Consider the following 26530-nt stretch of genomic DNA (forward strand, 5'->3'; position numbering starts at 1 on the left):
CGCCACCTCGCCCCCAAGCGCGGGGCGCACCGGTCTAAGAGGGCCGATTCCGCACGTAGCGCGTGTACAGGTAGCCCGCGTGGTCGCTGAGGATGTGGGTGCAGTCCATCCGGGTCAGCGACTGACCGGGACCCGTGGCGATGCGCCGGGCCAGCCCGCCGACGACAAACGGCGCGATCGTCAGGCACAGCTCGTCGAGCAGGTCCCGTTGCATCAACGCGCCCAGCAGCATCGGCCCGCCTTCGGTCAGCACTCGACGCATTCCGCGGGCCCGCAGAATCGCCAGCAGCGCGCGCTCGTCGACCGTGTCGGGATCGCTTCCGGAACAGTCGATCACTTCGGCCAGGTCGCCGAGGAAGCGGCGGGTTTCGTCGGCCGCGGCCGTGCAGGTGAGCACCAGCGGCGGCACCTCGGTACGGGTGAACACCCCCATCTCCCGTTCCAGGCGACCGGATCTGGTGACGATGGCCAATTGCGGCACTTCGGTCTGGCCGCGAGCCTGCCGGCGTTGCCGCTCGGCGATGCCCGCGTGCGCGCCGGAATAGCCCTCGATCCGCACGGTGCCCGCGCCGACGACGATGACGTCCGCGAGCTCGCGCAGCAGCAAGAAGATCAACCGGTCACCGGGCCCGGCCATCGAGCCGCTCTTGCCCTCGGCGGTGGCGCCGCCGTCGATGCTGCTGATGAAATTCGCCCGCACCCAGGTCTTGTCCCCGTCCGGGTAGGCGTAGAGCCGGGGGAGTTCGCCCTCGTCGAGTTCGCGCCCCGATCCGAGCAGGGTCAACGAGTTGTCGGCGGCTCTGCCGGTGCCTGACTCGGGCATGAGGACGATCTCAGCACGCCGTTAAAGTTTTCGCATGCATGGGTCCACGTCCGCGGATGGTCTCGCGGGCGTGGAACATCTGGTGGATCGGCATCCGAGCGTGTCGCCCGAACGGCTGATCGCCCAATTACGGCCTCCGCCAACGTTCGCCGACGTCAGCTTCGGGACCTATCGCCCGGATCCGGCGGAACCGAGTCAGGCCGCCGCCCTGGTGGCGTGTCAGGACTTCTGCCGTCAGGCGCAGGAGCGGCGTGCGGGCCGACGAAAGCTGTTCGGTAAGCGGGCGGTGCTGCCCGGCGTGGGCATCTACCTGGACGGCGGATTCGGGGTCGGCAAGACGCATCTGCTGGCCTCGGCCTACTACCAACTGCCTGGGTCGGGGCCGGGTGTGCCGGAGCATCCCAAGGCATTCGCGACGTTCGGGGAGCTGACCCAGCTGGCCGGGGTGTTCGGGTTTACCGAATGCATCGATCTGCTGGCCGACTACACCGCGGTGTGCATCGACGAGTTCGAACTCGACGATCCGGGCAACACCACGCTGATCTCGCGGCTGCTGTCGTCGTTGGTCGAGCGGGGAGTGTCGGTGGCCGCCACCTCCAACACGCTGCCGGAGCAGCTGGGGCAGGGGCGGTTTGCCGCACAGGATTTTCTGCGCGAGATCAACACGCTGGCAAGCATTTTCACGACCGTGCGGATCGAGGGACCGGACTATCGGCACCGCGGCCTGCCGCCGGCGCCGCAGCCGCCGTCCGACGACGAGGTCGTCGCGCGCGCCACCAACGTGGCCGGGGCGACACTGGACGACTTCGATTCCCTGTGTGCGCATTTGGCGACCATGCACCCGTCGCGGTATCTGACGCTGATCGACGGTGTGACGGCGGTGTTTCTGACGGGCGTGCACGGCGTCGACGACCAGAACGTGGCGCTGCGACTGGTGTCGCTGACCGATCGCCTGTACGACGCCGGCGTTCCGGTGGTGGCCTCCGGCGCGAAACTGGACACCATCTTCAGTGACGAGATGTTGGCCGGTGGCTACCGAAAGAAGTACTTGCGGGCTATCTCTCGGTTGCTGGCGCTGACGGCCGCGGCGACCCAAACTCGCGGATCATGACGTAGTCGTTTTCCAGGTGATCGCCGACTTGAAACGTCCTTCTGCCGTTGATCTTAAATCCACTCTTGGCGTAAAAGCGTTGTGCACGTTGGTTTGCCTTGCTGACGCCCAGCCACACGCAGCGCACGCCCCAGTCGGCCGTGACCGCCAGCGCGCTTTCCATCAGCGCCGCCGACGCCCCGCTGCCGTGGTAGTCGGGCAGCACATACAACTTGGATAGCTCTGCGGCCGGGCGGATTTCGACCGCCTGCTGCACGCCCGGGTGGTCGGAGACGCCGCGCACAAGCATGGCGTAGCCGACAATCCGGTCGTCGCGCCGCGCGGTGAGAATGGCCCGTTGCGGGTCATTGAGATAGTCGACGAAGCGGTCGGGCGACAGGTTGGCGTCGACGAACGACGCGATGTTCTCGGGCGTTGCCGTGGGCGGGCACGCCAACGGAAAGGTAAGGGCCGCAACGTTAGCCAGCTCTGTGACGTCGACGGAATCCGTCGCGACACGCTGGATGGCTAGCGTCAGAGGTTCCACTGAGCGAGATGCTTGCCGGTCTTGCGGTCCAGCAGCACGACGTTGGAGACCGGATCGCGGTAGGCGTCCCAATACACCCCGCCGCGCACGGTCGCGCCGTTCGGTGCGTTGGTGAGCACGTTGTCCAACGCGTCAGGTGCGTCGGAGGCGCGTGGTTTGTAGGCGTCGGCGAACGGAGTCACCCCGTCGAAGCTGAACGCGGTCGCCATGATGAACGGGTTGGGCACCTGAATCGCGCGGACCGTCACGTCGGCGCGGTTGGGGGTGCTGCCGGGGAAGCTTTTGATGGGAACGCCGCTGCGGGTGTAGCCGAACCCGGGCGGTGGATCGCAGGGCGTCACGCTGCTGACGGTGACGTCGGCGATGTAGGTGCCGGTGTCTACCCGCAGGGTGTCGCCGATGTGACCGATCGGCGCGTCCTGCGCCCGCGCAGGCGCAGCGGCAACGCCGGCCGTGCTCGCGGCGGCGATGAGCAAGGTCGACAGGACGATCAGCCAGCGGCGCATCTTCGAATAATTGCACATCGAATGCGCCCGACGGGAGGGGTCGCACCGCCCGGTCAGCCGCCTTGACCAGCGCCCGGGTCGGTCGCGGCGGCGCGTTTTGTCGCCGGTGAGCGACTCGAGTGCGGCCATCAGCTCCGACTCCACCCGGCCGGGGTGAAGCGTCCGGAACCCTGTGCCGGGTCTGCCGGCAGTGGGATGCGAATTTGCCGCTGGTCTGCGACGATCATGGGGCTATGAGACGCCTCGTGATGCTGGCAAGCGCCGTCGCCATGGTCGGCACGGCCGCCCCCGCGTACGCCGACGCTATGGATGACCAATTCCTCGCCGCGCTGACGGCGTCCGGCGTCACCTTCCCGGACCCGGGCCGGGCGATCGCGGCGGGCAAGTGGGTGTGCCAGGCGGTCGGCCAGGGCACGCAGATGGTGGACGTCGTCAAGACCGTGGAAGACCGTAACCCCGGACTGCGCGAGGAGAATGCGGCGAAGTTCGCGGCGATCGCGGCCTCGGCCTATTGCCCCGCATCGCTGCCGCACACCACCTCGACCACCGCTCCTCAATAACGACGCGCTAGTTGTCGCCTTCGGGGGGCTCGGCCGCGGGCCGCACTGCGCGACCCCGCCCGGGGGCCCGGCCCAGTTCCAGCGGCCCCATCCCGGCCACGGTGCGCGGGGGAGTCGTCGGGCTGCGGCGCCTGCGCCAATGGCCGGCGCGTGAGACGCGAAAGTCGGCCGCCCATCGCCACTCGTAGGTTCGCGCCGTGCCCAGGTTCGACGCCAGCGCGGCCATCCGCAAGTCGGAGTTCTCGGTCGACATCCACGAGGCGATGACCCAGACATTGTCGAGCTCGTCTTCGGAAACCTCGAAACCCCAATACATTTCGGCGTCCTCGCAGCCCATCGACGGACGCATCTCGGGCTTGGGCGTCGACACGTCGAACGCCTTGCCGTCTGCTTCCAGATCCAGGCCCACCTCGTAGCGCACGGTGGGTCCGACCATGCGCAGGCTCACTTGCACACGGGCGATGTTCCTTCGGCGCGGGGTGAGCCGATCGACAACCAGGACGACGCCGTTGGCGCCCGACCTGCGGCGGCGTGCCCGCAGTTGATTCCACGTGAACAACAGCCCGACCACGGCGATGATGCCGACAAAGACATCGAGAACAATCAAGATGGCAGCCACGTCGTCCTAGCCAACACCATCCGCCGTCGGCTCGCCCGGGCAACTAGGCGGGATGCGTGTTCCCAGCAACTCTGGGAGAATTTTGAACTTATGAGACGTCTCGTGATGCTGCTCAGCTTCGCTTTCACGATTGTCCTGGCGGTTCCGGCGCACGCCGACCCCAGCCCGAGTCCCAGCCCCGAACCGGATCCGGCCGCCGATGCCAACTTCCTCAAGGAGCTCAAAGACGCCGGGCTCACCTTCCAGGACCCGGCTGCCGCGATATCCGCCGGCAAAACGGTGTGCTCACTGGTGGACGCGGGCCATACCGACCAGGAAATCGTCAACAACCTCCAGCTGCGCAATCCGGGATTCGCCGACAACGGCGCGGCCAAGTTCACGGCCATCGCGGCCGGTTCGTATTGCCCGCATTACCTGACCGGCGAGGGGCGAGGACCCAAGCCTGACGGCACTCCGTAACCGGGCGCGGGCTAAGCCGCAATACGCCGTGCGCCATGCCCGTTGATTCGGGCCCGCCGACATTGGTTACTTCTGCGCCCGGCTGCAAGGCGGATCCCGTTGCGCGCAGCAACTGCGTACTACTCGACATTGCATCGCTCGTGGGGGCCGGATCAGCGACTCGACCCCGAACAGGCCGCTGCCTCGGGGCTGTGGTGGCAGAACGACCCGCAAATGCGTGACCGGTTCCGCCGGGGCCAAGTGGGCCGCACGCCGTTCACATGCCCGCAATGCCGCTTACGGCTTCGTGGTAGCGCTGCGGGCCGGGGTGTGATTTGTTAATCGGGCAATCCGCTATGTTTCGCGAGACGCTAGCAAATCGGGATGACAGTCAAGGGAGCCAATCGTGAAGAAGGTATCGGTGGCGGCAGCTGGTCTGGCGGCAACCACTTTGGTGGTCGGCGTCGCGGTGACGGGGTGCGGCAGCGACAAGTCGTCCAACCCCTCGTCGTCGTCGTCGTCGAAATCGTCGACGACGAGTTCCTCGGCGGCGTCCTCGTCGTCGGCGGCTCCGACGTCGACCAGCGCTGCCGCGCAGGACTACAGCAACCTGCTGCTCAAGGCCACCGACATCGTGGTGCCGGGGGACAGTTTCACCGGACCCAAAACGCGGCAACTGACCGATCCGGCGCCGGGCATCGAGGGTGTGTTCACCAACCAGGCCGGTTCGCGTAGCGTCGTCGACTCGTTGCTGGTGTACCCCGACCCCGGTGCGGCGGACAAGGACCGCGACTCGCTCACCAAGTCCTACACCGACCCGCAGAGCGGCGCCATCAAGGGCGGAACGCCGGCGCCGGTCGACGTGGGCGTCGGCGGCACGATCGTTTCGGGGCCCTCCGCCGACGGCAATAAGGCGAAGACGTCGGTGATCTTCGGCGAAGGCAAGGTCGTCGCGCTCATCGAGTTCGAAGGTGCGCCCAATGACCCGGTGCCGCCGGAGATCGCGCTCGACGTAGCCCGCAAGCAGGACGCAGCCATCAAGGCCGGACTGCCCGGGTAGGCATCGAATACACTGCGGCGCAGCGTATTTCAGATCAGCAGCAGCGCTCGCCGCGCCAGGCGGTGCGGCCCTCCCGGATCGCCACGGCGGCAATCACCAATGCCACCACGGGATCTGCCCACGCCCAGTCGAACAGGTAGTTCAGCAGCAGCCCTACCAGCAGCACGCCGGAAAGGTAGGTGCACAGCAGGGTCTGGTTCGAATCCGCGACCGCGCTGGCCGAACCCAGCTCGCGCCCGGCACGGCGCTGCGCGTAGGACAGCAGCGGCATGACCACCAGCGACACGGCCGCCAAAACGATTCCGGCAGTGGATGATCCAGCGGTCTGGCCGCCGGCCAGGGCACGGATGGATTCGACCGTCACGTAAATCGCCAAGGCGAAGAATGACAGCGCAATGACCCGCAATGCCGCGCGTTCGCGGGCCTCGGGGTCATGTCCGGAGAACTGCCAGTAGACGGCGGCGGCCGAGGAGACTTCGATCACGGAGTCCAGCCCGAACCCGATCAGCGCGGCCGACGAGGCCACCGCCCCGGCCGAGAGCGCGACGATCGCCTCGATGATGTTGTAGGTGATCGTCGCCGTGACCAGCAGGCGCACCCGTCGCGATAGCACGGCACGCCGTTGCGGCTCAACAAGGCTCGTGGTCTCGGTGCTGCAGCATCCGTCATTGCAGCAATCGGCCTGCGGTGCCGAGAGCGGCAGCATGGGGCCAACCTGGCCTGGGGCATCGCTATCGGTCATCGCGCCGCACCCGTCTTGCCGGCGGCGGACTCGTTTAGGCACGGCTGGTCGGTGTCTACGGCGAGCACCACCTGAACCAGCTCGCTCAGCGCTCGGGCCAGGTGCGCGTCGGCCAATGCGTAGCGGACCTGCCGTCCCTCGTAGCTGGCCACCACCAAGCCGCAACCACGCAGGCACGACAGGTGATTGGACACGTTCGACCGGGTCAGGCCAAGCTTGGATGCCAATTCGCCGGGGTAGCGCACGCCGTCGAGCAGCGCCACCAGAATTCGGCATCGCGTCGGATCCGCCAGCGCCCGCCCCAACCGGGCCAGCGCCGATTCTCGCGTCTCACACGTCAGCATTGGCAGAACAATACAGCCGTGGCTGTATTGACGCTAGCGCCCCGCGCGGGCGGCCTCTTCCAGGAGATCGGCCGCGCGGCCGACGCTTTCGGCCGGCGTGGCCATCAGGGCGGCAATCGCACGGGCGCGGGTGGCGTACTCCGGAGCCAGGATGCAGCGCAGTGCCGCGATCAACGAATCCAGCGTGGTCGTCCGAAATTCGCCGCCGGAGCCGACTTTCAGCCGTTGCACGGTCTCGGCCCAGACCTGTTGATCGTCGACCCCGAGGCCGAGGATCAACGCCGGGATGCCGGCCCGCATGCCCGCCGCCGTGGTGCCGGCGCCCCCGTGGTGCACGACCGCGCGGCATGCCGGGAAGACGGTCGCATGGTTGACCTCGCCGACGACTTTGACGTGGTCGAAGTGCGCAACGGCGGTGAAGTCATTGGGGCCAGAGCAAATCAGCGCCCGCTCGCCCAACTGTGCGCAAGCCTCGGCGATCACCGCGACCGTGTCGGCCGAGGCGACCCGCACGCCGCTACCGAAGCCGAAGTAGATCGGCGGCGTCCCGGCCTTGATCCACGCCAACGCCTCGCCGTCGGCGTCCGCGCGCAACTCCAAAGTCAAGGAGCCGACGAAGGGACGACGCAGACCCTGTTGGGCCCAGTGCGCGGCGAGCCCGGGGAAGCAGAGCTTGTCGTAGGCCTGGATCTCCAGCGCGCTCGTTCCCGGTACTTGCACCAGGCCCAGTTCGGCGCGCTGGGCGTCTTCGGCCTCGGCCGCCAGGCCGGCCAGCATGTCGTTGGTCTGAGCCGCGCCGTCGGGGAAGAAGTGCAGCGCGGCCTGCGGAATGCCGTAGTACTGCGCGACATTGGCGGCCAGTCCCTGCTCGCTCTTGCCCGTCAGCACCAAGTCGGCCCCGTTCGCCAGTGCCAGCAGCGACGCGCCCCACTGCGCCCAGGCCGCTCGGATCTGATCCATGACCGCGGCCATCATGAGGATCGGATTCTGCAGTGTCGTGTGCGAGAAATCGTGGTGCTGCGGCGGATCCGGCCCGAACGCGCCGGCGGCGAGCCCCGCCGATTCCACGAAGCCGATCATGTTGGGCGTGACCGCGATCGAAACGTCGTGACCCCGACGCAGCAGCTCCCTGCCGACGGCCGCAAACGGCTCGACGTCGCCGCGGCTGCCGTAGCCGGCGAGCGCAAATTTCACAGGGCGACCTCACTCGCGAAAATATCTACACGTCGACCGTTCGACCTTGACGGTCGTGGCGCTCGGGCGCAAGCGGGGAACCAACGGCCGACGCACCCCCGCATTCTTAGTATTTTCATATTTTTCTGCGCTTAACGCCCCCTTTGTGTCGGCACGTCCAGGCGGTTGCAGTAACTTCGGTGCGATCATGGAAGCTCTTTTGCTGGCGCTTGCCGGTCTGGCCTTCCTCGACTCGCTGAATGTCCTCAACGTGGGCGTCGTCTCAGCCGTCGTCTACGCCAGCCGACTCGATCGCCGCTCACCGATCCCGGGCGGGCTGAGCTTTATCGCAGGGTTGTTCGCGATCACCACGACGTTCGGCGTCTGCACCGTACTCGGACTGGGAATCTTGAAACACTCGGTCGACTTCAAAATCACTCCGGCGCTTCACTTTTGGGGCCAGCTAGTGCTTGGCGTCGTGCTGATGTGCCTGGCGTACTTTCCGTTGACCGCACAAACCTCGGCGCCGGGTTGGGCGCTGGCGGCCATGCGGCAGCGTCCCTGGCTGCTCGGAATCCTCGGCGCCGCGGTCGGCATCGGGCAGGCACCGACCTCCATTCCGTACATCACCGGGTTGGCCATGCTCGCCGCGCTGCATCCGCGACCGCCGGCCTGGCCGCTGCTGGTCTACGCCTACTGGACGCTGGCACTCACGCCGTCGCTGGTGATCCTGTTTCTCGCCACTCGCAAGACCAAGCGGGCTGTCCGGATACAGCGGGGCATCGTGCGCGGCCTGACTCGCTACGGTCCGATCTCGGTGCGCATATTATTTCTGGTCGTCGGTGTCGGACTCGTAGCGGATGCTCTGCTGTTCCGCAGCGTCCTGTGGTGAGGCTAGCTTGAGCGGTGAGAACAGCGATGGGGATACGGGCATTGAGATAAACCAGATGACGTCCCGGCCGATACGAATTCTGACCATCGGGAACGCCCCGGCGGGACCCAACAGCCGCGGCGGCATGGCGACGATGATGCGCCTGCTAGTCGAGGACAGCGACCCACGGTTCCGCGTTCGCATGATTCCCACCTACAACGACGCATCGCTGCCGGTGCGGCTGTGGACCGGCATCACGGGCATGCTCAAAGCGTCGGCCCTGCTGTTGTTCGGCTTGGTCGACGTCTTCCATGTGCACTATTCCTGGCGCGGCAGCATTGTGCGTAAGGCCGTCCCGCTTTTCGTCGCTCGGCTGCGCGGTGTGCCGACCATCGTCCACGGCCACACCACGCAGTTCTTCCCCTGGCTCGAGGAGCTGCCGCGGCCGTTGGGCCGCGCCGTGCGCCTGGCCTTGCGCGCTGACTATTCGGCGGTGCTCGGCCAATTCCACGTGCAGGAGTCATGTGCGAGCCTGGGCTTCGATGAATCCCGCACTCGAGTGCTGTACAACCCCGTGGTCGTGCCCGCTGTCGCACCCTCGCCGCGGACCGCGCAACCGGTACGGGCGGTGGCGTTGGGCAAGCTAGGCGAGAACAAAGGCACCTACGACCTAGTTCGCGCTATTAACATGCTGCCCAACGAGATTCGTGCCAACTTGCGAGTTACCGTGGCCGGTGACGGCGAAGTGGAGGAGGTGCGCGACATCGTTCGCGCCGACGGACTAGGTGACACCGTCGATGTCGTCGGTTGGGTCGGGCCCGAGGAGAGGGACCGGCTGCTAGCCGAGTCGGCGATCTTTTTGTTGCCCAGCTACAGCGAGGGGCTGCCGATGGCAGTGCTCGAGGCGATGGCCACCGGCGTGGTGGTGGTGACCACCGCTGTGGGCGCCATACCCGAGGTGGTGACCGACGGGGTGAGTGGTGTGCTGATCGAGCCCGGCAAGCCCGAGCAGCTGGCGGCAGCGCTGCAGTCCCTGATCGTCGACGTCGAGCTACGCAATCGCCTCGCGGCGGCAGCATATCAGCGCGCCCGCGAGTTCGACGTCGCTCATTGGCGGGACGCATTGCACGAATTGTGGCTTGCCGCCGCGTCGATCCGGCGTCCGGCGGTGAGTCGCTAGCGGCCGGGCAGGCCGCCCGACACCATCAGCCGGAAGTAATCGAAAGACGTGTCGCTGCCCACGGGTAGCCGCGGCAACGCCATGGGGTCGCAGCGGCGGTCGGCGAATCCGTACCTGGTCGACAACGCCCAGCGCACGCCGCGGCCGCGCAGCACCTCCTGGGCGCGTGCGTCGAAATCTTGCGGCCGCCCATTGGGGTAGGCGAAAACCTTTGGTGCCCGGCCGGTCTCACGTTCGACCATGTCGCAGGAATCCGTGATTTCTTGCGCGACCTTGTCGTCGGTACAGCGGGAAAGGATCGGGTGCGACACCGTGTGCGGGTAAAGCGTCACCAGGCCGTCGCTGACCATTTCGCGTGCTTCGTCCCAGGACAACATGCGGAACGGGCCGCCATCGCCGCCGTCGCGCTCGCCCAAGGCCTCCAGAACCTCGCTGAGCACCGTGATCCGATGTGCGTCCGGCAGGTCTTTCATCCGCGCCGCCGCCGACCCGTAAACCTTCCCGCGGTTGGCGTCCCCTTCGAGCGAACAAATGCCCAAGCCCAATGCCGCCAGGTCGACTTCAGTCGCGGCAGTGCCGGCGATCGCCAGCCATAGCCGGTCGGGCCATAAGGTCTCCTCGGTGCCCATGGGCCCGGTCGCGAGGAACACCGCGGCGGGCAGTCCCAGCTCGCGTAATACCGGGACCGCGTGCGTGAGGAGGTTGCGAGTGCCGTCGTCGAAGGTGATCGTCAACGCGCGCGGCGGCAACGTTGCCGCCGCAAGCCGATTTAGGGCGTCCTCGAGTGGCAGGACGTTGAAGTGCTCGCGGATGTACTCGAGTTGTCTCCGGTATGTCGCCGCATCGAGTACGTGCCAGCAGGCCGGCGACAGTGTCTCGTCCTCCACGCCGTGAAACATCACGATCCCCAACACATCGCGGTGTAGTCGCCGCGCAAGCGCGGGAACACCGACGGCGCAGAGCAGTCGGGCTGCCATGTTTTTGACCGCCACGCGCGCCGCGGGTGAGACGAGGTTGCTCAGGTGTGTCATCAACAAGGGAACTCTAGCGATTCCGGCCGATCCGGCGCGGCAACTCGTACCGTTGACTTTTGCTACAGCCTGCCGTGAGTATCGCCGTTTGCCTATAGTTCACCTAGAAGTTCGGGGGTGATCCTATGCTCGGTTCCATGAAAACAGCACTCGCGGCGTCTCTCATCGCCCTGCCCGCACTGCTGTGTTCAGTGCCGGCAGTGGCCAACGCTGACCCGGAGAATACGCCCGACTACATCAACTACCTGGACCAGAACAACATTCATTACTCCAGCCGCGAGACGATCGTCCATGTGGGCACGAATCTGTGCAACGAGCTGCGCAACAACCTCGTCTCGCCGGAACAGGCCCTGCAGCGGATTCAGAACCTGGGGTACAGCCAGCAGCAGACCAAGATGATCGCCTTCGCCGCGGTCGAGGCGTTCTGCCCGGACATGGATCTGGACGCCAAAAACGCGCCCAAGTCCTAGGCCGGTCACACCCGGTCCGGGATAGTTCTTGGCATTTCGCGCCGTCAGCCGTCTCTTTTGGTGACGGTGATGTTATTTGCTTGAAAGTTTGCTGAGCGCGCCAGCGTGGCCATGGCGTCTGTGTTGGGCGTCCGCCCGGCCGCACCCATCCCAATAACCCTGCGGGGGAAGCGGATACCGGAGCTGCCGTCGACCGGCGGGCAGAACTTGATCCTCAAACGACGGCCCGGCTGGGTATGGTGAGCCCGTGGAGGGAAGGGAGTTCGGTCGCTACCGGCTCGTCGAGTTGTTGGGCCGCGGCGACCTGGGGGAGGTGTGGCGCGCGCATGACACCGAGACCGCCAATCGCACAGCCGCGATCAAGCTGCTCCCACCCCAGCTGGCTGCCGATCCCGCGATCGTGGAACAGTTCCGCCGGGAAGCGGCCGCGGCGGCACGACTGAACAACCCACACATCGTTCCCATCAACGACTACGGCGAAATCGGCGAGCAGCTCTACATCGACATGGAGCTCATCGACGGGCGCAACCTGCAAGAGGTGTTGGCGGACGGGCCGATCGAGCCGGCTCGTGCGGTGCGCATCATCGGGCAGGTGGCCGACGCGCTGCACGCCGTGCACGAGATCGGCCTGGTCCATGGTGATGTCAAACCCTCCAACATCCTGATTGATCGCGACGACTTCGCTTACCTCGTCGACCTGGGGATCGCGCGGTTGGCGCCGTGGTACGAGACGCGATTGACGAACTCCGACAACGAGGTCGTCAGTTGGCATTACATGGCTCCCGAGCGATCCGGGGCTCGCGAGGCCGACGCCCGCGCCGACATCTACTCGCTGGCGTGTGTGCTCTACGAATGCCTGACCGGACAGCCGCCCTTCGCCGGGGATACCTGGCTGTTCGCCGCGCACCTGAGCACCCCGCCGCCGCGACCGTCCGTCACCCGACCAGGTGTGCCCCCGCGCCTCGACGACGTCATCGCCACTGGCATGGCCAAAGACCCCGCCAACCGGTATGCCACCACCCTTGCGCTGGCCGACGCCGCTAACGACGTCATCGCCGGTACCACCCGGGCACCAGTCCGGGCCAGACACGCGGCACCCGATGGGTACGAACAACCCGTGCCCCCACCGCAGCCGGAGCCTTACCCCGCCGCGAACGGGAATCTCGTGCAGCCGGCACCGCCCATCAGCTCGTATCTGGCTGACCCGCCGCCACCGGTGACCTCGTATCTCGCGGTCGAAGCAGCACCCGCCGACGAACCGTCCGATCTGGAACCGTTCAGGCAACCGTGGCCCGACGACGCCGACACCCCGCCGCGGCGCCTGTGGTGGCGACGACCGGTCATCGTGGTTCCAGCCGCGCTGGCGACGGTGGCCGCCGTCGTGCTCGCCTTCGTCGTCATCGTCGGACAGTTCGAGACCGATCACGACAAGCAGCCCAATCAACATCGCGATCCCTCCTACGGTGCCCAGGTCACGTTGCCGTTCAACGGGCTTGGCCACCCCGCGGATGTCGAGGTCGACCCCGCCGGCAACATCTACGTCGCCGACGACATCAACAACCGGGTGCTCAAACTGGCGCCGGGCTCCAACACCGCGATCGAACTTCCCTTCACCGGCCTCAACTCGCCCCAGGGTGTGGCCGGGGATGGCGCCGGAAACCTGTATGTCGCCGACACCAACAACAATCGGGTGCTCAAGTTGGCGGCCGGCTCGAGCACCCAGACCGTGCTGCCGTTCACCGGCCTGCACCGGCCCCAGGGGGTGGCGACGGACGAAGCAGGCGCTCTCTATCTCGCCGACACCGACGCCAATCGCGTGCTGGAGCTGCCCGCAGGCGCGAGCACCCCGATCGAGCTGCCGTTGACCGGCCTCAACTCACCCGAGGGGGTGGGGCTCGACAAGGCGCGCAATGTCTACATCGCCGACTCGGGCAACAGCCGGGTGGTGAAGCTGGAGGCGGACTCAAACCGCCAAAGCGTGGTGCCGTTCAGCGGCCTGTTCACCCCGGGCGACCCCAGCGGTGTCGCGGTGGACAGCGGGGGCGACATCTTCGTCACCGACTACAGCGACAACCGGGTGCTGAAAATGGAAGCCGGGTCGGGGCGGCAGAGCGTGCTGCCCTTCGTTGGGCTCAACCACCCCAGCGGTATCGCGGTGGACAAGGCCGTCAACCTGTTTGTCACGGACTACACCGGCGACCGGGTCGTCAAGCTGCCCGCGAAGTGATGCACCCGGCGAGCGAAGAGTTGGCCAAGTGCTCACATGGCGTAAACCCGCTCATGGCACGGTGACCGCGTGACAGCCGAATCGCGGGTCAGCCAATCGCGCGCGGTCGACCGATTCCACAAGTCCTGTGAGGCGGTGGTCAGCCGGCTTCCGTTCGGGCTCGATTCGATCATCGCCCCGACGTTCCTCGGTTTCTGCGTGATCAACGGCTTCACCTTCAGCGTCGATCTGGTGCTGCTCACCACGCTGCGCGATGGCCTCGACCTTCCGGTGCCGATTGCCGTCACCGTGTCCTACGCGTGCGCCTTCGCGCTGAGCTACGTGCTCAACCGCACCTTCAACTTTCAGTCCCACGGCGCGGTCGGCTCCCAGCTCGCGGTCTACGTCGTCGTGGTCGTCGTCAACTACCTGGCCTTCATCCTCGGGGTGACCACGCTGTTGTCGGCGATCGGGCTGCAGTACCAGCTGTCGCGAATCGTTGCGGGCATGTGCGAAGCGGTGTACATGTATAGCGCGATGCGGTGGGTGGTCTTCCGCCGCTGACAGGAGGCACCCGGTGAGCGAGCACGAAGTAAAGATGATCATCTTGTCGACCGACGACTTGGACGAGTCGATCCGGTTCTACAGCGAGACGCTGGGCATGGCGCTGAAATTCCGCGACGGCGCTCACTTCGCTGCCCTCGACGGCGGGCCGGTCACTCTCGCCCTGGCGACCGACGTCGACCATCCCATACCCGGGCAGGTTGTCGTCGGTATCAAGACCGCCGATGTCGATGCGGCGGCCAAGGCTGTCGAGGCCAGCGGTGGCGGCATCGTGAAGGGCCCGTACGACGACGCCCACGAGCGTCGTGCCGTGGTCTACGACAACAAGGGTAACGGCGTGGTCTTCTACAAGCCGCTGGCTCGCTGAGTGGCGCGACGGCATCACGCGGTGCGATGCCGCTCGACCTGACGTTGGCCGCCGCGGGAACCGGTGGCCTGGAAGAGAATCCGCTGTCCACTATCACGGCGTGATCGGCGAACCGAGTGCGTCGAGTTGGTGGGGAAACGCGGTCCGCTGGTGGACTAGCCGCACGAATTCCACCATCTTCATCACCAAGTCGGCGAGATTGAGACTGAGACTGAGACTCGTAGGTCGCGGATGCCACCATGGCCTCTGACCTGCGCTGGCCTGGACTCGAGCGGTCCGAGCTTCGGATCTGCGGAAGAACTCGCGAAAACGGCACGCGGATCGCGGGCGAAAGCTAGCATCGTTTAATGGCCGACGAGGCGGCCACCGGGAGGATCCTCGGTGGCCGCTTCACTTAATTTTTCGGCCGGCATCCCCTAACTCTGGGTAGCGCAAGACTCACGCTGCGGCCGAGTCTGTTTGTGTCCCAACGTTTTACGGAAATCTGTCGCGTGTTCCTGTGGTGTCCGCCGGCGGAGTACTGGCATTAACCCGCTACACCGCACCCATGTTGTCCGCTGATTCGAGTGCGGTTCGAATGCGGACTTGTGTGTGAGTTGCCCGGTGCCGGTAGCACCGCCCGACGCGGAGGCTGGGTAGGGGTTCAGGAGAATCGCAAACTCGGCATCCCATCACGTTCGCCGACATATCACAAATCCGGGTTAGCGGAGCGTGGAATTCGGCAGGCCGTGTGGAATTCATCCGGCCCGTAGGCGTGCGCCCTAGCAATTGGTCTGGGCTTCTGGCCGAATGATCTTGATTGAGGAGTTACTTGATCGTGACCGCTGATTAATCTGATCTTGATCGCCACATAATTGATCTTGAATGGCGCGGCAATTAGCGGCCCTTTAATGGACAGGTTGCCCCTGGTCAAAAGTAAGTCGACCGGGTTGGGGGGTCCATCCGCAACCGGAAGCGTCGAATGTCGTCGGCTGGCCGCAGCCGTCGAGACCACCGGCTGTTCGCTTGATCGCGACGGGGTCGACGGCGCGTCAGCCGGCAAAACGAAGCACCACCGTCGACCGCCGGTGCGTGGTGAAAGTTCTGGTTAACGGCCTATGGTGTGGTAGCCCAGCTTGGTCTGGCCGTCGGACGGGGAGTCGCACGTGGAGCACTTGATGCCGCTCGCGTTGCCTGCGCACTCACTGAAGCAGCCGACGTTGCCGAAGCCAAAAACGAGCATGAATGCGCCGATCATGGCCACTACCACTAGCGCTATCGTCTGCATTTCGTCCTCCCGCAGGAATAATAAATTTTTAGCAGCCGATTGTCCTCGAACGTAGGGCATCTAACTCGCCAAAATCAAGTAATCCCAGCAGGTTTGGCGCTATCTCTTGGCAACCAATAAATTCTTGATAAATCCCCGAGTCTGTCCCGATTGAGAAATTCATACCCAGCCCCTCCGGTGTTCCGAAAAACGGCCAAGAAATAAGGCCTCGAGTCTGAATTCTCCGAGAAACCCATACCTACAGCCTCTTTTTGACGGGCGCGTCAGAACTGTCGGAATGTCACGGTTGTCATAAGCCTCGACGCCCGTGACGGGGTGAAGTGCGTTGCGTCCCTCGTGCCTTTACGCTCCGGCTACTGGTGCAGACCTGCGATTGCTGCCTTGTCAACCGGGAAGGGGATCCGACGGTGTGTGACATCAACATCGATGTGGACCAGTTGACGGTTTCGGGAAGGCAGGTGAGCGATCAGGCCGAGGAGCTGGCGGCAGGGTTACTCACGGCCGACAACCGGATCGAGGCGGCTCAGGACGGATGGGCCGGCACGTCGGCGGTGGCCCTCAGTGCCCGGGCGGCGCGATGGCTGCCGGTGGCGCAGGCGTTAGTGCGCAAGGTCGGCGAGCACGGATTCGCGCTGCAAGACGCCGCGGTCGCGCATGCGGCGGCCGAGGCAGAGCGAGCGCGGGCGCTTGCCGGGGTCGCTGCCAGGGCCGCCGCGGTCGGCGGCCGCGGCTGAGAACAGTGGGGTATGGCCTTATCGGTCGCAGACATTGACCGCTGGAACGCCGAAGCGGTGCGCGAGGTGTTCCACGCGGCCTCCGCGCGCTCGCGCAGCGCCTTGGGCACGTCGCGTGAATTGGCGACGCTCTCGGTGTTCGCCGCCTGGGAGGGTGCATCCCGCGACGCCGCCGCACACCAGAATGCGGCAGTGCGCCAAGACCTCGACGCGCATGGGAACGAAGCGCTCGCCGTCGCACGGGCCGCCGAGCAAGCCGCCGGCGGGATCGACAAGGTCAAGGCCGAGCTCGCGACGTTGCGCGCGGACGTCGGCGCGGCTCGGCTGCAACTCGACGCCGCGACCAGTCAGGTGGTGGCGATTCCCCAATTGCGTTACACCGCAGCCGAATGGGCGAAGATGCAGACGCAGCGCGCCGAGCTGCAAACCCGCTTGAACGCGATCGTGGCCGAGGCCAACGGCGTCGACCAGGAGTTGGCGACGGCGATCAATATGGCCGACGGCGACGCGCCCATTCCGTCCGGGCCGCATGACAACCGGCCCGACGTGCAGCGGGCATTGGAGCAGCCGCTGCCGCAGGATGCCAAGCAGTTCGCCGATCTGTGGAACAAGCTCACGCCGCAGGAGAAGGACTGGCTCTACGGCCAGGACCACGACATCGGCAATCACCCTGGCATGCCCTGGGACCCGCCCGATCACCTCGGCAAGGACTACTACAACCGGCTTCATCTGCCCGAGCTTGCGCAGCAGACGCAAGCCGACGTCGACCGTCTGCAGCACCGCGTCGACGAACTGGCGGCCCAGATCTACCTGGGCGATCACACCGGAGCGACGACCGGTGAGTTCAATGCACTCGCGCCCCGACTCCTGGCGGCCCGGCACAGCCTCGACGGCTATCAGGCCGTGCAGACCGCGTTGAACCGCAACGACGGCGTGCGGCGCTACCTCGGCCTGATCGATAACCAGGGCCGCGGAGCGGTCGCGATCGCAAACCCCGACTACGCCAAGCGCAATGCAATCTTGGTGCCGGGCACCGGCCAGGACCTCGCGACCTTCGAAGGCAGCGACCTGAAGTCTTTGGCGATGTACAACTCCGCGATGGCGGCCGACCCTAACTTGAGGCCGGGCGATGTCGCGGTGACCACCTGGATGGGCTACGACCGTCCGATGGATCTCTTCGAGGCCGCGTGGCCCGATCGGGCGCGGGCGGGTGGGGGCGCGTTGGATGCGTTCGAGAGCGGGCAGCGTGCCTCGCACGTGGGAGCGCCGTCGATCGACACGGTGATCGGGCACAGTTATGGCTCGACGTTGGTCGGTGCGGCGGCATCCGGAGGCCATCACCTCGACGCCAACAACGTCGTCGCGGTGGGCAGCCCCGGGATGCTCGTCCGGCATGCCGGCGACCTGAACCTGGAACCGGGTGCGAATGTCTATGCGATGCGGGCCCGCAATGACATCATCGAGTTGGTGACCGACATGACCCTGGGCCACGATCCGGTGGCCGACGACTTCGGTGCGACGCGGCTGTTTGCGGCCGCCGGACCGAGCAGTGACCCGCTTGGGCTGACTCCGAGCGTGGCGGCGCACAGCAGCTACTGGAGCGAGGGAAACCCGGCGCTGCTCAATCTGGGCGCCGTGATCGCCGGTGTACCTGCGCCCCAGGCCATTCCGAGTAGTGGGGGAGGCTAAGCGATGAGCCGTGCGCGTCTTCTCGGTGCTCTGGTGATGATCGTGCTCGTCGTTGCCTGCAGCCACGACCGTCCGCCCGGACTGCCCACATCAACCGGCGCTACAGCCACTGGAGGATCATCGATGGAAGCAACACCACCACCCCCGCCCGGTTGGAAGCTGGAACCGGTGATCCCGAAAACCCAACAGCAGGCTCAGGATACGGTGATCGGTTACCTCAAGAAGACCCTGCAGGCGCTGCCGCCCGGCACCACGCTGGACGCCAGCCGCTACAGCGGCGGCGGTAGCGTGCACCCGTGCAAAGATGTCGAAACGGGGACGCCACCAATGGAATTCGCGACCAATGGTGATCTGACGCTGCCGGCCGGTGTCGACACGAACACGATCGTCGCGAAGGCCGGTGATATCTGGAAGAGCTGGGGCTGGCAGGTATACGAGCGGGAGGGCTTCTACAAGCCCAACCGATTCGGTTATGCCCCCGACGGCTACATCCTGCAGATCGTCGCTAGGTATGAGCCCGGCTATGCCCCTACGCTGCAAGGGGTTTCGCCGTGCTTTCCCGCCGATCTGCCAGCCGACCGCAGTCCGTTCCCGACGATCCTCACCGGGTGAATTATACTGCAGCGCAACGCTATTCTGGTCGACCGTGATCGGCGGGCGGTGCCAATGGTTCATGCGCGGGCCACTGGGCGCCTCTTTCACCCCCACTCGTCCTCGTCGAGGACATCGACCGTCAGATCGTTGTCGGCAGCGCCTTTCGTCCCGTAAGCGAAAGTGATCAAGGTGCGATCGTCGGGGAGGGCCTCAACCGAAACGACCGTGGCACGCCCGATCTTCATCCGTATCCGGTCGCCGGGCTGTAACTCGTCGACACGCTTAAGGGGCACAGCGATGGCACCCCCTTACCGAAGACCCCTATTATTCCCAATCCGCTGTCGCGTTATCCCCAATCCGGCGTCGCGGCGCGGGGTCGATAGTGGCCGATTACCCCGGGCCGGGCGGGCATATGCCGTAGATCCCGCGGTGCATCGCCGGCGGCCGGCCAGCCCTCCTGCCGAGGCCCGAACTGGCTCTAATGCGAACTGCACATTCGGCATCCCTGAACTTGGAAACGTCGTCGTCACCCGAAGGCACTGCCATATCGGAAGTGCCCGGCGCGCCGCTCAGCACGGGCTGGCACCGAGGCCCGCCGAACTCTGCTCGAGGTCGGCATTAGATGCGAAGTAGATCGGTAGGGAGCCCCCGTGTGGCTCGTCCCGGCTGGCGCCATTGTCTGGCTAGGGTCCTGTCGCGCGTTCCAACGATGCCTGCGCTGTCCGGGAGTGCACGGGGCAGTCTGCGATTTTCGCCCGAGGCTTGGAAATTGCGTTTGAGCTGCACAAACTCTGGTGCGCGATACTGGGATTGAACCTGTCTGAGCAAACTTCCCAATTAATTTCTCTACCTGCGTCTTCGGGCTCTCTACCTGCTGACATGTGAAACAGTATCACTGGCCAGAGATAGACACCATCACCCACTGGCATACACTGATGTGGTGCAAATGTGGTGCAAGGTAGCCGGCCGCTGATGGCGAGGGAACCTCGCTCAACACGCCGTAAGTTCGGCCGCTTGCGACAGTTCCGCTCCGGCCGCTGGAAGGCGAGCTACACCGGACCGGATGGTTTGCTCTACGAAGCCCCCCACACCTTCGGTGCGAAAGAGGACGCCGAAGCGTGGTTGACGGACCGTCGCCGTGAGATCGATCGCGAGCTGTGGTCGCCCCCTGCGACCGCCGAGCAGAAGACCGCAAAGCGCGCGGCTGACGTGAAGTTCGGCGACTACGCCCGCAAGTGGGTTGAGACGCGCACTGTCAAGGGCCGTCCACTACGTCCGCGCACCCGCGAGCACTACGAACAACTGTTGGAAGTACACATCTATCCGACGTTCAAGACGAAGGCTATCCGTGCCATCACTACGGAGTCGGTGGACCGCTGGTACGCCCGCACGCTTCCAGACAAGCCGACCATCCGGGCACATACTTACTCGCTGCTGCGCACCATCCTTGAGACCGCACGCGAGCGCGATCGCATCATCGACGTTAACCCGTGCCTCATCCGGGGCGCTGGAACGGCTGAGCGCAAGATCAAGCCCAAGCCGGCCACGGTAGAACAAATTGGCATCATTGCTGCGGAGATGCCCGATAACCTGGGCCTGATGATTATCTTGGCCAGCTGGTGTGCCCTCCGATTCGGAGAGCTAGTTGCGTTGCGCCGCAACGATATCGACCTTGATGACGCAATAGTCAGGGTTCGCCGCCAAGCCGTTCGTATTGAAGGCGGCTGGAAACTCGGTGACCCAAAGAGCGAAGCCGGTCGTCGAGATGTTGCGATCCCCCCGCACATCATCCCGGCCGTCGAGGGGCACTTGACGAAACATGTTGGACCACAAAAGAATGCGTTGCTGTTTCCCGCGAAGACGGGGGAGTACCTCCAGCCATCCACGTTGTACAGGCACTTCTACAAGGCCCGCGATAAAGCAAAGCGTCCAGACTTAAGGTTTCATGACCTACGCCATTCGGGGGCAGTGCTCGCGGCCCAGACCGGTGCAACACTGGCCGAGCTGATGGCGAGATTGGGGCATTCAACCCCCCAGGCCGCGATGCGATACCAACACGCGGCCCAGGGCAGGGACAGACAGATAGCCGAAGCGCTGTCTAAGCTCGCAGCTACCGAATGAAGGTCGTAAGTTACATGTAGCTAGTGGGTGCCAACGCCCACTACCCTTGGTGCATAGGGGAATCCGCCAGTAGCACTTCTGCGAAATCGCTTGACAAGCAACGGCTAGCGAAGGCAACCTGTGTCCAGACGCTCACAGCAATCGTTCTCCCGTTTTTGGGCGCGTCTCGTTTTCGGTCAACCATCGGGGTTGACCCTGCCCAAAGGAGAGAACGTGTCTGTTGACACCACCCCAACATCACTACCGCAATGGGTCGCGCCCAGTCGGGTGGCCGATCACCTGGGCGTTTCCGAGAAGACGGTGCGCCGGCTCATAGCGAGCGGTGACCTTGAAGCCCGCAGGATGGGCAAGCGTCTGATCCGTGTAAGCCGTGACTCCCTGCTCGCGCTGGGGCAGCCGGTCGGCGGTGGTTCCTGGTGAAGATCACGACCCACTACTACGACAGCCTGATTAAGACCCTCTCGGACCGCAACCTTCGCCGGCTCTCGCCGGATGAATTGTCGATCGTGGGCGGGTTACTTCACGACAGGCTTGAGTTTGTTCAGAATCTGGTATCGACGAAACCTCGAACGTGATCATAGGGTGCGCCAATGCGCATCCTCTTTTCCTTATTTAAAACAGCGACTTTGCTAAACTCAAGATAGGCATTTAATGCCAGGGACTAACCTGGATTTTGCGCGCAACTTGGGATGACACGGTGCGGGGTTAGCGAAAGTGCCTGTCCTGCAAGGGATAATGAGACTGCTGAAGGTCCATGATTCCGAGCGGGAGGGCACTTTCTAGGTGAAGGGTAGCGCAGCGGTTTCTCGGGTGAAAGTGTCGGCGGACGGGCACGGCGTGGTGTCGCATGCGGGGATGGGGTTGTTGCGTGAGTTGGCCGACCTGACCGGGTTGTCGTCGCAGGTCACGGCCTCATTAGCCGATACGTACCAGGGCCCATGGGTCTACGCACCGGGTGCGGTGTTCGCTGATTTGGCGGCGGCGGTGGCCGACGGCGCGGACTGTATCGACGGGATCGGGCAACTCTGCAGGGACCGCGAGCATGTATTCGGTGCGGCGGCCTCGACGACCACCATGTGGCGCCTGGTTGACCAGCGCGTCGATGCGGCGCACCTGGCGGGAGTGCGCGCTGCCCGCGCGGCGGCCAGAGCGGCGGCCTGGGCCGCAGGAGCCAACCCGCCACCTGGCAAGTGGCTGCATATCGATATTGACGCCACGTTGGTCATCGACCACTCCGACAACAAGGAGAGCGCGGCTTCTACCTGGAAAAAGTCGTTCGGACACCACCCGTTGTTAGCGTTTCTGGACCGCCCAGAGATCGCCGGCGGTGAGGCGCTGGCCGGGCTGCTGCGCAAAGGCAACGCGGGCAGCAACACTGCGGCCGACCACGTCACGGTCCTTGAGCAGGCATTGGCGTCGCTGCCGGCCGATTGGCGTCACGGCCCGCACAATCCCGAGGCGCCCAAGGTCGTGGTGCGCTCGGACTCGGCCGGTGCCACCCATGCCTTCGCCAACGCCTGCCGCGATCACGACGCCGGATTCTCCTTCGGCTTCCCGGTCGATGCCCGCGTGCAGGATGCCGTGGACACCCTCAATCTCGGTAATGCCTGGTACCCGGCGATCGAGGCCACCGGCGACATCCGCGACGGGGCCTGGGTGGCCGAGGCCACCGACCTGGTCAACCTGTCCGCGTGGCCTGCCGGAACCCGGTTGGTCCTGCGCAAGGAGCGCCCGCACCCCGGCGCCCAGCTGCGGTTCACCGATGCCGACGGCATGCGGGTGACCGCTTTTATCACCGACACACCCCCAGGTGTCATCCCGGGGCAGTTGGCCGGACTCGAGCTGCGACACCGCCAACATGCCCGCGTCGAGGACCGCATCCGCGAAGGCAAGGCCACCGGGCTGGCCAACCTGCCCTGCCACGGCTTCGACGCGAACGCCGCCTGGCTGGAAATCGTCTTGACTGCAAACGATCTCGTGACCTGGGCGAAACTACTCGGGTTCGCCGACCAACCCAAGATCGCCCGCTGCGAGATCGCCACGTTCCGCTACCGTGTGCTACACGTTGCCGCCCGCATCACCCGCGGCGCCCGACAACTGCGGCTCCGCATCGACTCCACCTGGCGCTGGGCCACAACGATCACCAACGCCTGGCACCGCATCCGCGCAGCCTTCCCCTGACCCGCCCAACCACCCCGTCCCAACGACCACGAAAGGCCCAAGGCCCTGGAAACCTCGCACACCCCGCGACACGGGGCGAGTAAACATGTCAAAACCCGAAAATACTGAATGCACAAGCCAATCCGCGGCCAACCCGCACCCCGGCCTACCGGTATGCAAAATCGAGGCTAACCATAACTAAATAGGGCTCCAATGACGATGAAGACGAGAAGATGGTCGATACCGGACCACCCGCGATACAGCTTTACCAGTGATGCAAGGGTTTTCGGCCCGCGCGGGCATGAGCTAAGGCAAACGCTGATTCGCGGCCTCCCCGCCATTACCGTCACCAATCCAAAGCGAACCATCTACCTGGCCAAAATGGCCGCGCAAGTGTGGTTCGGACCGATCGCCGATGACGAAGAACTCGCATATGTTGACGGTGATAAAACGAATTGGCAGTTGCCAAACCTCATCATCAAGGCACAGCTGCCGTGGTGGTGGTCGGACGTGCCGACCGCTCTTGAAGTGGAATACGAGCAAATCCGTGGCATTGAACGGCTCATGCAGCCGCCGAGCTGGTATGTGAAACGCAGGCGGCGCGATCTCGGGCACGGACCCGACCAATGACATTCGACAAACACGGCTACCTCAAGCTCCTGCGTGGCGTGGACATGACGTATTCCGAATACCGCGTGTTGGTGACGATGCTGTCCTACTCCGATGGCGACGGCACCCATGCCCATCCTGGCAACGCGCGACTGGCCGAGGATTGTGACATCTGCGAGCGGTCAGTGAAGAACGCCCTTGTCTCGCTGGTCAAGAGAGGCTGGCTAGTCAAGGTGAAGGAGGGTCGTGGACGCGGGCCAGGCAATCCAGGGGTGGCGGCCGAATACGCGCTGACGATGCCAGGGTCAACGTGCAACAGATTGCCCGCTGACTCAAGAGTCAAGGTGCAAAAACAAGACGTTTTCCCAGGGAGTCAAGGGGCAGCCCATTACCCCCCACCAGATCATTACCAAGACTTGGCAGTCAAAGACGTTGCCGAAAGTCCCTGGGGTGGTACGTCGTCCGTAGCGCGCTAGCGCGCGCCGGCTCTATCTCGCTTCGCGAGCGGGTCGCTTCCCATAGCCCGTTCCAAAGAGGGTCAGACGAGTCTTAAGACCCTCCACCAACTTTGGCACGCGACAACGAAATCCCGTTCCGAAAAGGTTTGATCGCCTAATCAATATTGTAAGAGGAGACCTCATGACGACGACGATAGAAGTCCACGGCGCACCGATACACGTAGTCGACCGCGGCAACGGCGGGGCCGTGATCATTCAGGGCACAAGCGCAGTGCGACTGTCCGCTGCCGAGGTGGGAGCACTTGTGACAGCGCTACGCCCGAGCATCACGAACACAAACGAGCCGCGAATCCTGCGGTACCCACAAACGAGGGATGACAACCAAACATGAACCAAAAAAACAAGACTGACGCGCCGATCCTGCTTCGCCCCGAGTTGCTGACCTTCTCGCCGATCAAGGCTGACGGGCAGCACGTGCTGCGGATCATCATTCACACCGGGAACCTGGGAAAGTTCGTGTTTCCGGTCGCCCCCACCCAAGCCAAAGCGCTGTCGGACACGCTGCTCGATTATGTCGGTCAGGTGTCCGAGTACGACCGTCAGCAGCTCGTGTGATTGCACGGCCGTGTATATCGTGTGGCCACTTGATCGCTAGCGGTAGCCGATGCTCCGAATGCCGGCTAAAGTACGCACCGAAGCTCACACCAACTGAGCGTGGCTACGACCACCGTTGGCGGAAACTCGGTGAGCGAGCACGCAAGATGTCGCCAGAATGTGAATGGTGCGGCAGTACGCACAACCTTCAGGCAGACCACATAGTGACGATCAAAGAGGACCCATCGCTACGGTTGTGCATCGAGAACGTCAGGGTTTTATGCGCTGATCACAACCGCAATCGACGACCCACTACTGACGCCGAACGGCAAGCCGTTCATCTGGCCGTAGAACGACGCAAACAGCGCACCCAAGCCCTATAGCAAGGTGAGTCCGCTCGCTAAGGATTGGCCAGCCAGTTAGTCACCAAGTCGCTGATGTACGAGCGCGCTTGGTCGATGGTCATGGTATGTCTGGGCGCCGTCGCGCCTTGAGGCACAGCATGTCGAGCAGTCTCCCCGCTGACATCGGGTCTGTTTGCGGACGCGGTAAACGCTGACTCTTCAGCGCTCGTGGTCCAACCACGGCTAACAAGGGTGTCGGGCCTTACCGCACGCCGAACGAGTTCGTAGACCTTATAAAGCTCGACCCAATCAAGCTGACCGTCGCGGCCCATAATCTTCAGTACTTCACCCACCGTGGGATTTGACTCGGCAGCTGCCAAATAACCAATCGATGGCGACGGTGGCTGGGGCTGAGGCTGTCCCTCCGGCCCGATCGCGATAGCTGCGACGCCGAGGGTCGCTCGGACTCCAAGCGTAGCTGCGGTGTAATGCTGGTTGTGACCATCGGGCATGGTGTATGTGCCGGTCAGTCTGACTGGCCGGAAATTAGCGTCACTGGCACGCGCTAGCCCGTTGATTCGGGTGACGAGTGTCTGCGCCGAAATGTCGTGCCGGTTGGTTTCAGGCGGGTTATCGATCTCGGGTGCGGTCAGGTAGTAAGCGCCGTCTGCCGTTTCGCGCAATACCCGCACAGGGCCATCAGCGAACAGCGCGGCGAGTGCTTCCAGATCGGGTCGATCACCATTGAGCCATGCCTTGACGGTCACGGGTGGGATGGTAAGTGACACAGGTGTCGAGTCAAGGTCAGTCTCGGGCTGCCTCTGGGCGCAGGCCCAAAGCGCGCGCACTGCTCGGACGGCACAACGCACTAGCCGAACCGTTCAAGGGCAGCCTGTTCGCTGATACCGAGCGCAAGAGCGATCACCGACCATGGGTCGCCAGCCTCACGTGCTGCGGCCACTGCTGCATCCAGTTCATCAACCGCGGCGTTGATGCGGCGAATGTGCTTCGCATCTCGCGCCGGCCCCGTGGGTTCCAGGCTGTCGAGCCACTGGTCGATGTCCATCAACGGGATGGTAAGCCCGGATGTTGCACGCTCAGTTAACGAGGTGAGAGAGACAGTCGGAATCGCTACAGCGCGTCTCGACACCGATGTCGAAAGGCAGCGTGGATTGCAAAGCGTAGTAAGGGACGGTTCGAGTAAACAGCTTCGCGCCGCACATGCTGCACGGCTTAGCGGCCACTCGCCAGGGCGACGGACCAGTCATCAGGACTCCTAGAACTTGCGGACATATTCATCAGCTATCACGGTACGAGTGACCGCCGACAGATCCGCCCACGCCACGCCCATGCATCCGGGTGACCACTG

The 26530-nt window shown here is 64.5% G+C and carries 31 protein-coding genes; 20 read left to right on the forward strand and 11 right to left on the reverse strand.

Annotation, left to right across the window (positions count from 1 at the left end; all coding sequences use genetic code 11):
• Positions 1-34 precede the first annotated feature (34 nt).
• A complete protein-coding gene (locus MJO58_RS10075) occupies positions 35-823 on the reverse strand; it encodes a pyrimidine reductase family protein (protein ID WP_239722740.1) in 789 nt (262 codons plus the stop codon).
• Positions 824-857: 34 nt separating this feature from the next.
• On the opposite strand from MJO58_RS10075, the gene zapE reads away from it, so the two are divergent.
• Positions 858-1934, forward strand: coding sequence for a cell division protein ZapE (gene zapE / locus MJO58_RS10080; protein WP_239722741.1), 1077 nt, complete (start codon positions 858-860; stop codon positions 1932-1934).
• Here zapE and MJO58_RS10085 read toward each other — a convergent pair.
• Together MJO58_RS10085 and MJO58_RS10090 are read right to left on the reverse strand one after the other, a co-directional pair.
• The gene (locus MJO58_RS10085) at positions 1879-2460 is read right to left on the reverse strand and encodes a GNAT family N-acetyltransferase (protein ID WP_090601352.1); all 582 of its coding nucleotides are present in this window, start codon (positions 2458-2460) and stop codon (positions 1879-1881) included. The genes zapE and MJO58_RS10085 overlap by 56 nt on opposite strands.
• Positions 2448-2966 carry a hypothetical protein gene (locus tag MJO58_RS10090; protein WP_090608734.1) on the reverse strand — a complete coding sequence of 173 codons (519 nt, stop codon included), beginning with the start codon at positions 2964-2966 and terminating at the stop codon, positions 2448-2450. The genes MJO58_RS10085 and MJO58_RS10090 overlap by 13 nt, the downstream gene beginning before the upstream one ends.
• Positions 2967-3199: 233 nt before the next feature.
• Here MJO58_RS10090 and MJO58_RS10095 point away from each other — a divergent pair, with 233 nt between their 5' ends.
• Positions 3200-3526 carry a DUF732 domain-containing protein gene (locus MJO58_RS10095; RefSeq protein WP_239722742.1) on the forward strand — a complete coding sequence of 109 codons (327 nt, stop codon included), beginning with the start codon at positions 3200-3202 and terminating at the stop codon, positions 3524-3526.
• 7 nt (positions 3527-3533) lie between these two features.
• Here MJO58_RS10095 and MJO58_RS10100 read toward each other — a convergent pair whose 3' ends face one another.
• Positions 3534-4145 carry a hypothetical protein gene (locus MJO58_RS10100; protein WP_239722743.1) on the reverse strand — a complete coding sequence of 204 codons (612 nt, stop codon included), beginning with the start codon at positions 4143-4145 and terminating at the stop codon, positions 3534-3536.
• Positions 4146-4235: 90 nt separating this feature from the next.
• Between MJO58_RS10100 and MJO58_RS10105 the strand changes: the two genes are divergently transcribed.
• Together MJO58_RS10105 and MJO58_RS10110 are read left to right on the forward strand one after the other, a co-directional pair.
• Positions 4236-4604 (forward strand): DUF732 domain-containing protein, encoded by a 369-nt coding sequence (locus tag MJO58_RS10105; RefSeq protein ID WP_090601355.1) that lies wholly within the window; start codon positions 4236-4238, stop codon positions 4602-4604.
• 385 nt (positions 4605-4989) lie between these two features.
• Positions 4990-5643, forward strand: a complete 654-nt coding sequence (locus MJO58_RS10110) for a hypothetical protein (protein ID WP_239722744.1) — start codon at positions 4990-4992, stop codon at positions 5641-5643.
• A 34-nt stretch (positions 5644-5677) separates the two neighbouring features.
• Here the strand turns inward: MJO58_RS10110 and MJO58_RS10115 are convergent, their stop codons facing one another.
• From MJO58_RS10115 to MJO58_RS10125, 3 genes are read right to left on the reverse strand one after another with little or no spacing between them, the layout of a single operon-like run.
• Positions 5678-6385 carry a cation efflux transmembrane domain-containing protein gene (locus MJO58_RS10115; protein ID WP_239722745.1) on the reverse strand — a complete coding sequence of 236 codons (708 nt, stop codon included), beginning with the start codon at positions 6383-6385 and terminating at the stop codon, positions 5678-5680.
• On the reverse strand, positions 6382-6729 hold the full coding sequence (cmtR, locus tag MJO58_RS10120) for a Cd(II)/Pb(II)-sensing metalloregulatory transcriptional regulator CmtR (RefSeq protein ID WP_090601358.1): 348 nt from the start codon (positions 6727-6729) through the stop codon (positions 6382-6384). Before cmtR ends, MJO58_RS10115 begins: the two co-directional genes overlap by 4 nt.
• 33 nt (positions 6730-6762) lie before the next feature.
• Entirely contained in the window at positions 6763-7923 is a 1161-nt protein-coding gene (locus MJO58_RS10125) for a glycosyltransferase (RefSeq protein ID WP_239722746.1), read from the reverse strand.
• A 187-nt stretch (positions 7924-8110) separates the two neighbouring features.
• On the opposite strand from MJO58_RS10125, the gene MJO58_RS10130 reads away from it, so the two are divergent.
• Positions 8111-8794, forward strand: a complete 684-nt coding sequence (locus MJO58_RS10130; RefSeq protein WP_239722747.1) for a GAP family protein — start codon at positions 8111-8113, stop codon at positions 8792-8794.
• Between the two features lie 55 nt (positions 8795-8849).
• Positions 8850-9953 (forward strand): glycosyltransferase family 4 protein, encoded by a 1104-nt coding sequence (locus MJO58_RS10135; RefSeq protein ID WP_175364397.1) that lies wholly within the window; start codon positions 8850-8852, stop codon positions 9951-9953.
• Here the strand turns inward: MJO58_RS10135 and MJO58_RS10140 are convergent.
• Positions 9950-10984, reverse strand: a complete 1035-nt coding sequence (locus tag MJO58_RS10140) for a polysaccharide deacetylase family protein (protein ID WP_239722748.1) — start codon at positions 10982-10984, stop codon at positions 9950-9952. The two genes, MJO58_RS10135 and MJO58_RS10140, sit on opposite strands and share 4 nt — an antisense overlap.
• Before the next feature lie 137 nt (positions 10985-11121).
• Here MJO58_RS10140 and MJO58_RS10145 point away from each other — a divergent pair, with 137 nt between their 5' ends.
• The 7 genes from MJO58_RS10145 (at position 11122) to MJO58_RS10175 (ending at position 18893) form a co-directional block, all read left to right on the forward strand.
• Positions 11122-11454, forward strand: coding sequence for a DUF732 domain-containing protein (locus MJO58_RS10145; protein WP_239722749.1), 333 nt, complete (start codon positions 11122-11124; stop codon positions 11452-11454).
• Positions 11455-11701: 247 nt separating this feature from the next.
• Complete coding sequence (locus MJO58_RS10150; RefSeq protein ID WP_239722750.1) at positions 11702-13681, forward strand: serine/threonine-protein kinase PknD; 1980 nt, start codon at positions 11702-11704, stop codon at positions 13679-13681.
• Positions 13682-13750: 69 nt separating this feature from the next.
• The gene (locus MJO58_RS10155) at positions 13751-14224 is read left to right on the forward strand and encodes a GtrA family protein (RefSeq protein WP_090601365.1); all 474 of its coding nucleotides are present in this window, start codon (positions 13751-13753) and stop codon (positions 14222-14224) included.
• Between the two features lie 13 nt (positions 14225-14237).
• Positions 14238-14591 carry a VOC family protein gene (locus tag MJO58_RS10160; protein ID WP_090601366.1) on the forward strand — a complete coding sequence of 118 codons (354 nt, stop codon included), beginning with the start codon at positions 14238-14240 and terminating at the stop codon, positions 14589-14591.
• Positions 14592-16217: 1626 nt separating this feature from the next.
• On the forward strand, positions 16218-16592 hold the full coding sequence (locus tag MJO58_RS10165) for a WXG100 family type VII secretion target (RefSeq protein WP_239722751.1): 375 nt from the start codon (positions 16218-16220) through the stop codon (positions 16590-16592).
• A 12-nt stretch (positions 16593-16604) separates the two neighbouring features.
• Positions 16605-18281, forward strand: coding sequence for an alpha/beta hydrolase (locus MJO58_RS10170; RefSeq protein ID WP_239722752.1), 1677 nt, complete (start codon positions 16605-16607; stop codon positions 18279-18281).
• 123 nt (positions 18282-18404) lie between these two features.
• A complete protein-coding gene (locus MJO58_RS10175; protein WP_239722753.1) occupies positions 18405-18893 on the forward strand; it encodes a hypothetical protein in 489 nt (162 codons plus the stop codon).
• Between the two features lie 86 nt (positions 18894-18979).
• On the opposite strand, the gene MJO58_RS10180 is transcribed toward MJO58_RS10175, so the two are convergent.
• Positions 18980-19168 carry a hypothetical protein gene (locus MJO58_RS10180; RefSeq protein ID WP_239722754.1) on the reverse strand — a complete coding sequence of 63 codons (189 nt, stop codon included), beginning with the start codon at positions 19166-19168 and terminating at the stop codon, positions 18980-18982.
• 679 nt (positions 19169-19847) lie between these two features.
• Between MJO58_RS10180 and MJO58_RS10185 the strand changes: the two genes are divergently transcribed.
• From MJO58_RS10185 to MJO58_RS10215, 7 genes are all read left to right on the forward strand, one after another.
• Positions 19848-20996, forward strand: coding sequence for a tyrosine-type recombinase/integrase (locus tag MJO58_RS10185; protein WP_090608738.1), 1149 nt, complete (start codon positions 19848-19850; stop codon positions 20994-20996).
• A gap of 213 nt (positions 20997-21209) precedes the next feature.
• Positions 21210-21416 carry a helix-turn-helix domain-containing protein gene (locus MJO58_RS10190; RefSeq protein WP_090601389.1) on the forward strand — a complete coding sequence of 69 codons (207 nt, stop codon included), beginning with the start codon at positions 21210-21212 and terminating at the stop codon, positions 21414-21416.
• Entirely contained in the window at positions 21413-21571 is a 159-nt protein-coding gene (locus MJO58_RS10195) for a hypothetical protein (protein ID WP_175364404.1), read from the forward strand. Before MJO58_RS10190 ends, MJO58_RS10195 begins: the two co-directional genes overlap by 4 nt.
• A gap of 208 nt (positions 21572-21779) precedes the next feature.
• Positions 21780-23177: an IS1380 family transposase gene (locus MJO58_RS10200; RefSeq protein ID WP_065132487.1), complete on the forward strand. Its 1398-nt coding sequence runs from the start codon at positions 21780-21782 to the stop codon at positions 23175-23177.
• Positions 23178-23369: 192 nt separating this feature from the next.
• The gene (locus MJO58_RS10205; protein WP_139043252.1) at positions 23370-23786 is read left to right on the forward strand and encodes a hypothetical protein; all 417 of its coding nucleotides are present in this window, start codon (positions 23370-23372) and stop codon (positions 23784-23786) included.
• Positions 23783-24241 carry a helix-turn-helix domain-containing protein gene (locus MJO58_RS10210; RefSeq protein ID WP_090601391.1) on the forward strand — a complete coding sequence of 153 codons (459 nt, stop codon included), beginning with the start codon at positions 23783-23785 and terminating at the stop codon, positions 24239-24241. The genes MJO58_RS10205 and MJO58_RS10210 overlap by 4 nt, the downstream gene beginning before the upstream one ends.
• Before the next feature lie 369 nt (positions 24242-24610).
• On the forward strand, positions 24611-24838 hold the full coding sequence (locus tag MJO58_RS10215; protein WP_239722755.1) for a hypothetical protein: 228 nt from the start codon (positions 24611-24613) through the stop codon (positions 24836-24838).
• Positions 24839-25217: 379 nt separating this feature from the next.
• Here MJO58_RS10215 and MJO58_RS10220 read toward each other — a convergent pair whose 3' ends face one another.
• The gene (locus MJO58_RS10220) at positions 25218-25928 is read right to left on the reverse strand and encodes a hypothetical protein (protein WP_239722756.1); all 711 of its coding nucleotides are present in this window, start codon (positions 25926-25928) and stop codon (positions 25218-25220) included.
• A gap of 101 nt (positions 25929-26029) precedes the next feature.
• Positions 26030-26227, reverse strand: coding sequence for a hypothetical protein (locus MJO58_RS10225; RefSeq protein WP_090601397.1), 198 nt, complete (start codon positions 26225-26227; stop codon positions 26030-26032).
• Between the last annotated feature and the right edge of the window lie 303 nt (positions 26228-26530).

Source organism: Mycobacterium lentiflavum, from assembly GCF_022374895.2.
Classification (GTDB): Bacteria; Actinomycetota; Actinomycetes; order Mycobacteriales; family Mycobacteriaceae; genus Mycobacterium; species Mycobacterium lentiflavum.